The sequence below is a fragment of the Candidatus Omnitrophota bacterium genome (assembly GCA_018894435.1).
GTDB lineage: Bacteria > Omnitrophota > Gorgyraeia > JAHIPI01 > JAHIPI01 > JAHIPI01.
On record JAHIPI010000050.1, the window covers coordinates 1 to 5813 of the forward strand.

The following is a 5813-nucleotide window of genomic DNA, read 5'->3' on the forward strand; positions in this document are numbered from 1 at the left end:
ATAGGAAATTACTCGAGGTTCGGAGCTTTCCCTTCGGTGCCGACAGGACGGATATACATCATGTAGAGAAGCTTATCATCGATAAGTATCTGGGCATTCCTTATAAGCATAGGGGCCGGGAGATAGCTGGCCTGGACTGCTGGGGATTATTGAAGCTCGTATATGCGGACCTGGGTTTCAGATTGTTTGACATTGAGGATCTGGAATATGGTCAGGCTTGGGGGCTTCGCAATAAAGATTATTTCAAGGAAAATTACGTCAATGACTGGGAAAGGAGCGAGGTTCCCAAGGTATTGGACGCGGTGTTGTTTTTAAACTCCCGGGGAGTGGCTAATCATGCGGGCGTCATTTTCAAGAACAGGAAGTTTATTCATTGTTGCCGGGCAGGCGTGATTGTGTCAAGGCTGGATGATGGCTCTTGGAAGAAAAGAACCGAAGGCTTTTATAGGTTAAGGAATAAAGCATGGTAACTATACGCAATATCGAAAATCCTTTTAAATTAGACCAGGCGCAAATCAAAGAATTCGATTATTCACGAAGTGAGACTGTTCGTAGTTTACTGGATAAGTCAGAGTTCGATTATAAAGATAAGCGGGTTATTGTCACAGGCAAAAAGATCAAGGATCTCAATGTCCGGGTTGAGCAGGGAGACGAGATAACCGTTATCCCCGAGGTAAAGGCGCCGGTAATAGCTGTTATCTCTTGGATTGTCTCAGCCATAGCGGCGTATGCGATAGCCCACCCTTTTATATTTGCTTTCTTTGTACTATCCATGGGCTACTCGATTTATCAATACATGAACCAGCCGAAAATGGCTGATTTTAATTTAGGGTCCGTTGGATTGGACGAAGGCTCGCCCACATACGGATGGGATGGCGTTCAGACAATACAAGAGGTCGGAGTGCCGGTTGCGGCCGTTTATGGTGAGCATAAAATCGGCGGTAATATCATAAACCAATTCATACGGGATGATGGAGGTAAACATTATTTGAATGTGCTCCTGGCTTTATGCGAAGGTGAAATCGAGGCAATTGATGATATCGAAATCAATAATAATTCAATCGATAATTTTGACGGCGTTGACACAGTCAAACGTTACGGCACGAATGATCAGTCATTAATCGAAGATTTCGAGGATCTGCATAATCTTTATACAGTTAATGTGAATCTTTTGAAAGACGACCCTTATGTTTATGAGACGATTGATTCGGATGTCGAAGGGTTCGAGATTCTTTTAAGGTTGAATAACGGGTTGTATCAACAGAGTTCTGGCGGCGGAATAAACAGCTGGAGCGTAACCTATAGAGTGGAATACAAACTGCATACCTCAGGCATTTGGATCGATTTGGGCGAGACGACTATTTCCGATAATTCCCGTTCCCCTGTCAGAAGGACTTTCAGGAAAACAGGGCTTACTCCAGGACAGTATGATATTCGGGTGACGAGAACATCTGATGACAGTTCCCTGGATCCTTTAAAGCAGGGTGATTTGGCCTGGTATCAATTGGATGAATTGAAAACTGATAGTCTTAATTATCCAAACACAGCCTTATTGGGATTAAAGCTTTTAGCTACAGATCAGCTTTCCGGCGGCATGCCTAATATCACGACTATTGTTAAAGGCAAAAAAATCCTCGTTCCTAATATCTTAAACGGTGTGACTCCTGTTGATTGGGAAGATTATTATTGGGATGGGTCTGATTATAGATTGTTAGCAGACGATACATTGCTTTCCTGGGACGGCTCGACCTATGTCGAGAAATACTGCGCCAATCCTGTATGGTGCTTGAAAGATTTCATAACGAACGCCCGGTATGGGTTAGGCGAATTCATATCCATCGGGAATTTGGACTACGCTTCCCTTTTAGAGATGTCGAGGTATTGTGAAGAAAAGCTTGAGGACGGAGCGGGCGGATATGAAAAGCGGTTTAGAATGGACGTCGTAATCGATTCCAATACAAAGGCGCTGGACGTTTTAATTCAGTTATGCGCCACGTTCAACGCTATGCCGGTATATAGCGCAGGCGGAATATCATTTAAGATCGATAAGCAGGCGAATCCAACACAGCTATTCAGCATGGGCAATATCGTCAAAGATAGTTTCGTTCAAAGTTGGAAGACGCTGAAAGAAATTCCAAACGTAATCGAGATTCAGTTTATGGATAAAGCTAAAGGATACCGGCAGGAAACAATAGCATATATTGATGAGGACGCCCTGGCGGTTGGAGATCCTATGCGCAAGAGCCAGGTTAGGTTGTTTACTACAAAAGCAAGCTATGCTATCCGTGCAGGCAGATATGCATTGAAGGTGGCTAAGTATATTAATAGATCTATTTCGTTTAAGGCTGGGATTGATGCGGTTGCCTGCCAGGCAGGAGATATTATTTCGGTTTCGCACGATGTACCTCAGTGGGGTTTTTCGGGCAGGGTTCAGGCAAGCTCGACAACAACGCTGGTAAAGCTGGACCGGACGATGATGATCGAAGACGGCAAGTCCTATAAGATTCAAGTCAGGTTTTCCGACGATACGATAGAAGAACAATCTATCACATCTCCCACAGGGAATTATACAGAGGTGGAATGTACGGCGTTTGTATCTGCACCACAGGCGTTTGATGTATATGCGATTGGCGAAACGAATAAAGTCAAAAAGGATTTCAGGGTTGTGTCTATCCAGAGGGAAGGCAAGGATGAAGTCCAGATATCAGCTTTAGAATATAACGAGAATGTTTACGACGATAGCGATGTAATCATACCGGATAATAACTATTCTTCTTTGGACTTTACAATTCCTTTGGTTTCAAATGTAGTATTGACTGAAAGAGTGATTGTCCTGGCAGACGGCACGATAGAAAACGCAATGGATGTATGTTTCGAACTTCCCGACATGAGCGATTCAGAAGTAGTGAATAGGTTCAAGGGAGCCAACGTTTATTATTCTGACAACGACGGTTTGAACTGGTATTACGTAGGATACACCGAAGGAAACAGCATGTCGATAATCGGTAATATAGAAGTCGGCTCGACTTATAAAGTTTGCGTAACAAGCGTATCTTACGATGGCCAGGAAACAGCAAAGGCCGATTCTCCCACTGCCGAGATTACCATTACCGGTAACACTACGCTACCCAATGACGTTTCGAATTTTGCTTACACTTTTTTAAATGAGATAGTCTTTTCCTGGGATGAAATCCCGAATATGGATTTGGCGGGCTACGAGATCAGGACAGAAGACGCAAATTGGGGAACGCAGAGTGCCGCCCTCATATATAGCGGGCTGGCAAACACATTCACGATCGTTACGCCATCATCAAGAAGCCCGGGCACGTATTATATCAAGGCTTATAATACGTCCGGCAACTATTCCGAAACAGCACAGTCTGTAGCGCCGACAAACGCGGCTCCTTCTACGCCAACCATAGCGGCTACGCAGTGGTTCGGGTTTGCGAAGATAGAATGGACTGATGTTAGCGATACGGATTTAAAATATTATGAAATTTATAAGTCCCCTACCAATGTCTGGGGCGGAGAAGAATTTTTAGAGGTGAAGGTTTCCGGCACAGCGGCGACGGTTCAGGGTAATGCCCCGGCTGACGCCAAGGCTGATGCGGCGGATACAACAAGCATTACAGATGCAGATATAGCTGGCTATGGCACTGATTATTTTGTTGGCGATGTGATCGTCCAGACAAGCGGTACTTATAAAGATCAGCAGGCAGTAATCACGGCCTACAATAATTCGACAGGGCAGGTTTCAGTGGCTTCCTGGCCGTCCGGCACGCCTGATGTTGATGATGAGTTCGTCATAAAAGACAGGGCTTACTATAAAGTAAGGGCGGTAGATACTTATGGGCCCGGGAGCTTCTCTTCTGCTGTTACGATTAACTTTACACCTTTAACCGAAGCGGAAATAGGCGACGCTATAATATCGGCAAGAAAGCTTATTGCGGGAGAATTGATTACTTTATCCGCTCAGATAAAAGACCTTATTGTCACAAACGCAAAAATCCTCAGTTTGGATGGCGGCAAGATCACAGCAGAATCCATAACGCTTTCCAAATTAGCAAGTGACGCTATCCCGCCTAAGACGTATTATCAGGATGCAGAGCCTACCTCTGGTATGAACGACGGAGATTATTGGATTGACACAGACGATGATAATAAGCTTTATATCTACCAGGTTGATACATGGGAAGTAGTATCCGAGAGCGGTGGCGGCGGAGGTATAACTGTCTTTCGACAAGACGCTATTCCCACCGCTTTATCCACAGGTGATTTATGGATTGATACTGACGACGGAGACAAGATGTACCGTGCTACTAATCCAGGTGATGATCAGATAATTGCAGGAGAGTGGGAATTGATAGATGCGGCTACTGCGACAGGCTGGGCGCACGGCTCTGATATAACAAAGATTGATGGCGGGAAAATTTATACAGATTCAGTCACTGCCGATAAGATAAATGTAAATCAGTTAGATGCCTTGGCGATCAATACCGGGAGCTTGACGGTAGATGAGATTATCCAGGTCGGCGATAATAAAGTGGTAATAGACGGAGCGAATAAGGTTATAAAGGTATACGATGCTTCGAGTAATTTAAGAGTAGAATTGGGGCTATTGTCATAACATGGCTGATTACGGACTAAGGGTAAAAGATGCTGTAGGGAATACGATATTGAGCATAACCGATAAAATTACACGGTTGATGTGGAAATCAAGCCACACAAATTCTGCGGGTAATTCGGGAGAGTTAAGCCAAATAGACGGTATCTTGACTGGCAATTTTGCCGTTCCCGTCAATGCCGATGTATCTAAAACGGCACATATTGTATCGAGAAGTGGAAATGTAATCAGCTGGACGACATTTAGTTATACAATTCAGCTATCGCCAGCCGATTGTGTAATATTTTGTTTTGCTTATACATAGGGGTAGCTTATGTCGGATTATGGATTAAAAATAAAAAATTCGGACAGTGAAATACAAATAGATTCCTTATATAGAAATTATGTTTTGGAGAAAAGTGGGAGTCTTGATATAAACGGGCTCCAAAGCATATCTATCGCTAATAATCCTAATCCCCCAATAGCGGCGGTTAGACCTACTGGCGGGACGGACAGGGTATGTGGTGTTTTTGATGTAAGCTATTCTTCCCCAAATTATACGGCAGTAAGATTTTTTGGCGGGAAAGAATTTGCTGGTGGCGGTTCAGCATCTTGTTCCTTTGATTATAAAATATATACATTATTGGAAAATAAAAGCGCTGAGGCATATGGGTTAAGAGTATATGATGCGGGAGAAAAGTTGGTTTATGATAGTGGTCGTATCCCGTTTAAAATATTGGAAGTGGGTAGCGCTACTATTGGAACTACATATAATCATCCAAACCATACGGATCCTTACTATATCTTTTCTCCTTGGCACTCTGGTATTGTCGGTATATATTATCCGCCTCAAGGTCCTGTATTTAGTCTTAAATCCGGTATTGGTAAACAGAGTTCTACAAGCGTAAAGGGTATGTGGACGATTTGCGCTCAGCTTGGTGTAACTAATATGAATTTTGCGGACTTTTCCGGAACGACATTTACGATAATTTTATGTGAATGATAGGTATGGGGTTATTGTCATAATGGCATACGGATTGAGAGTTAAACAAGCTGATGGGACTGTTATTTTAAATACGCCGGATATGGCTGGCCGGATACGGTATTCTAATGTCGTTGCGGCTGGAGCATCAAGCTCTACTACGTTGTCAGATATAGCAGGAAAAACGGTTTATGCTTTTTCTATACCGTTAGAAGAAAATAAGCTTGC

At 43.5% G+C, this 5813-nt stretch carries 5 protein-coding genes; all 5 read left to right on the forward strand.

What is annotated here, in order from left to right:
• On the forward strand, positions 1-470 hold a 470-nt coding region (locus tag KKI13_03790; protein ID MBU4488170.1), incomplete at its 5' end, for a C40 family peptidase.
• Positions 464-4627, forward strand: coding sequence for a hypothetical protein (locus KKI13_03795; GenBank protein MBU4488171.1), 4164 nt, complete (start codon positions 464-466; stop codon positions 4625-4627). The genes KKI13_03790 and KKI13_03795, both read left to right, overlap by 7 nt.
• Before the next feature lies 1 nt (position 4628).
• Positions 4629-4928 (forward strand): hypothetical protein, encoded by a 300-nt coding sequence (locus KKI13_03800; GenBank protein MBU4488172.1) that lies wholly within the window; start codon positions 4629-4631, stop codon positions 4926-4928.
• Positions 4929-4937: 9 nt separating this feature from the next.
• Positions 4938-5606 carry a hypothetical protein gene (locus KKI13_03805; protein ID MBU4488173.1) on the forward strand — a complete coding sequence of 223 codons (669 nt, stop codon included), beginning with the start codon at positions 4938-4940 and terminating at the stop codon, positions 5604-5606.
• A partial coding sequence (locus KKI13_03810; GenBank protein ID MBU4488174.1) for a hypothetical protein occupies positions 5599-5813 on the forward strand: 215 nt, incomplete at its 3' end. The genes KKI13_03805 and KKI13_03810, both read left to right, overlap by 8 nt.

Coding starts and splice junctions, on each gene's coding strand:
- KKI13_03795 (MBU4488171.1), top strand. CDS start 464: ATGGTAACTATACGCAATATCGAAAATCCTTTTAAATTAGACCAGGCG.
- KKI13_03800 (MBU4488172.1), top strand. CDS start 4,629: ATGGCTGATTACGGACTAAGGGTAAAAGATGCTGTAGGGAATACGATA.
- KKI13_03805 (MBU4488173.1), top strand. CDS start 4,938: ATGTCGGATTATGGATTAAAAATAAAAAATTCGGACAGTGAAATACAA.